Raw genomic sequence first — 2826 nt, 5'->3', positions numbered from 1 at the left:
GGCGCGCGCGCAGGCAGAGCGCCGAGCCGGGCAGGGTGAGCACGCCGTCCGCGTCGGCGAAGGCGGCGGCGGCCCCGGCGAGCCGCTCCCAGCCCGCCCGCTCCGCGTCGGCGCCGAGCTGCCGCCGCACCGTGGCGAGCACACCGGGCGGCGTCACGTCGCGGGTGTACGCGAGGTACTCGTCGACGGAGGCGAAGCGCATCGCGATCCCGACGGACTCGGTGCCGACGTCCGTGAAGCCCGCGGCGAGCAGGTCGGCGCGGGTGCGTTCGGCGTCGGACATGCTGAACGGGCCGGGACGGCCCGGCGGGGGAACCGGCAGGCCCGCGGCCAGCGTCCGGAAGCCCAGCGAGGTCATCGGGTTCGCCTCCGGCGGCCCCCAGACGGCGGCGGCCAGCACGCCGCCGGGAGCCAGCAGGCGGTGCAGGCCCGCGAGGGTGCGCTGCCGGTCCACCGCGAACATCAGCCCCCACCGGCTGAGCACCACGTCGAAGGAGTGCGCCGGCAGGTCGAGGGCCTCCACGTCGGACTCGGCAAACTCGATCGGGTGGTTGAGGCCGGCGGCGCAGCGGCGGGCACGGTCGACCATCTCCGGTGCGAGGTCGATGCCGAGCACCCGGCCGGTGGGGGCGACCAGCCGGCCGGCGCTGACCGACGGCTCGCCGGTGCCGCAGCCGACGTCGAGCACCCGGTGGCCGGGGCGGAGCCCGGCGGCGCGCAGCAGCCAGTCGGTCACCGGCGCAGCGGCCCGCTCGTAGCGGTCCTGCCAGAAGTCCCACCCGGCGCTGACCGCGTTCCAGGTGTCGCGTTGCTCGGCCTTGAAGGCCACGGAGTCGAACCGGACGGCGGTCATGTCGCTCTCCTCGCAGGCGAACTCGGCCTCAGCTCACTATATGATTGACAAGTTGGTCGGGCAACGGCGCGAGCTTGCCATCACCTGCCCGCCGCCGACCCCCGGGCCCTCACCGGACGGCGGCCGGGCGCGCCGGACGCTCGCCGTCGAGCAGTTGCAGCAGGTAGTCGCCGTACCCGCTGGCGCGCAGCGGCACCGCCAGGCGGCGCATCGCCGCGTCGTCGAGCAGCCCCGCCCGCCAGGCCGCCTCCTCGACGCAGCCGACCTTGACGCCGTGCCGTTCCTCGATCACGCGCACGTACTCGGCCGCCTTCATCAGGTCGCCGAACCGGCCGGTGTCCAGCCACGCGGTGCGCCGCCCGAGCAGCCGCACCTCCAGCCGGCCCTGGCGCAGGTACTCCCGGTTGACGTCGGTGATCTCCAACTCGCCCCGGGCGCTCGGCGTCAGCTCCGCGGCGACGGCGACGACGTCGGCGCCGTACACGTAGAGGCCGGGCACGGCGTACCGGGACGGCGGGACCAGGGGCTTCTCCACGATGTCGCGCACCACGCCGCACTCGTCGAGGTCGAGCACCCCGTACGGCCGTGGGTCCGCCACCGGGAGCCCGAACACCAGCCCACCGTCCACCCCGGTCAGCTCGGCGAGCTGCCGGTCCAGCTCGGCGGAGTGGATGATGTTGTCGCCGAGGACGAGCATGGCCGGGCCGCCGGCGAGGAAGTCCGCGGCGAGCAGGAGCGCGTGCGCGATGCCGTCCGGGCGCTCCTGCACGGCGTACCGCAGGTCGAGTCCCCACTGGCCGCCGTCGCCGAGCAGGCGCCGGAACAGCGGCTGCTCGTCGGGGCGCGTGATGATGAGGATCTCCCGCACACCGGCCGTCACGAGGGTGCTCAGCGGATAGAAGATCATTGGCTTGTCGTAGACCGGCATCAGTTGCTTGGAGACCGCCCGGGTCACCGGCCACATCCGCGAGCCGGTGCCGCCAGCGAGCAAAACACCACGCATTTTTAAAGCGTAGCGCATGGCGCCTGCGCGTGGTGGAAACATCACGTCGGGTGCCGGGCGGGTAGCCTGCCCGAAGATGGCCCGACCGTCGTGGAGGGAGCCGCGATGACCGACGTCGACCAGGAGACCGGGCTGCCCAGCTGGCCCGCCGGCGCCGACAGTGCGTACGTGGCCGCGCGGCGGGCGCTCGCGTCGGCCGAGCAGGACCTGCGGGACCAGCTCGAACGCGTGGCCGCGGCAAGGCGGCGGCTGCCACCCGGCCCGCTGCTGAACGACTACCGGCTCGCCGAGGGGCCGGCCGACCTGGCCCGGACCGGGCCGACCCGGAGCGTCCGGCTGCGCGATCTGTTCGAGGAGCACGAGACCCTCTTCGTCTACCACCTGATGTTCGCGCCGGACGCCGCCGAGGCCTGTCCCATGTGCTCGCTGTGGGTGGACGGCTTCCACGGGGTGCTTCCGCACCTGCGCCGGCACACCGCCGTGGCGGTGGTGGCGAAGGCGCCGCTGCCCCGGCTGCGGGACTGGGCCCGGGGGCGGGGCTGGACCGGCCTGCGGATCCTGTCCAGCCACGGCACGTCCTTCAACGCCGACCTGCGCGCCGAGCACCCGGACGGCACGCAACGGCCGATGGTCAGCGTGCTGCGCGCCGAGGGCGACCGGGTGCGGCACTTCTACTCCGCCCCCGCGAGCTTCCCCGACGGGGGCGAACGCGGCATCGACCTGCTCAGCCCGGTCTGGAACGTCCTCGACCTGCTGCCCGAGGGCCGCGGCGACTGGTACGCCGGCAACGACTACGTCCCCGGCCCGGCGGCGTCCCCGGCACCGGCCTGACGGCCCGCCCTCGGACCGGCCGGGCGGCGTCCCCGGACCGGCACGATCGCGCGTCCGGCCCGGCGCCCCGCCCGGGCCGGCACGACGCCGTCCCGGCCCCGCCCGGCGACGGCTGCTCGCCGCCGGGTCACGACCCGGC

The 2826-nt window shown here is 75.1% G+C and carries 3 protein-coding genes; 1 reads left to right on the top strand and 2 read right to left on the bottom strand.

Annotation, left to right across the window (positions count from 1 at the left end):
• Together AB0L34_RS33465 and rfbA are read right to left on the bottom strand one after the other, a co-directional pair.
• Positions 1 to 853, bottom strand: an 853-nt coding sequence (locus tag AB0L34_RS33465; RefSeq protein WP_363709638.1) for a class I SAM-dependent methyltransferase, incomplete at its 3' end; no start/stop codon positions are given.
• 109 nt (positions 854 to 962) lie between these two features.
• A complete protein-coding gene (gene rfbA, locus AB0L34_RS33460) occupies positions 963 to 1856 on the bottom strand; it encodes a glucose-1-phosphate thymidylyltransferase RfbA (RefSeq protein ID WP_363709636.1) in 894 nt (297 codons plus the stop codon).
• A gap of 105 nt (positions 1857 to 1961) precedes the next feature.
• Between rfbA and AB0L34_RS33455 the strand changes: the two genes are divergently transcribed.
• Entirely contained in the window at positions 1962 to 2687 is a 726-nt protein-coding gene (locus tag AB0L34_RS33455; RefSeq protein WP_363709634.1) for a DUF899 family protein, read from the top strand.
• Positions 2688 to 2826 lie beyond the last annotated feature (139 nt).

It is taken from the genome of Micromonospora sp. NPDC052213, from assembly GCF_040679695.1.
In the GTDB taxonomy this organism is placed as follows: domain Bacteria; phylum Actinomycetota; class Actinomycetes; order Mycobacteriales; family Micromonosporaceae; genus Micromonospora.
The sequence above is the reverse complement of the archived record's forward strand: the minus strand, read 5'-3'. Positions and strand labels throughout refer to the sequence as shown.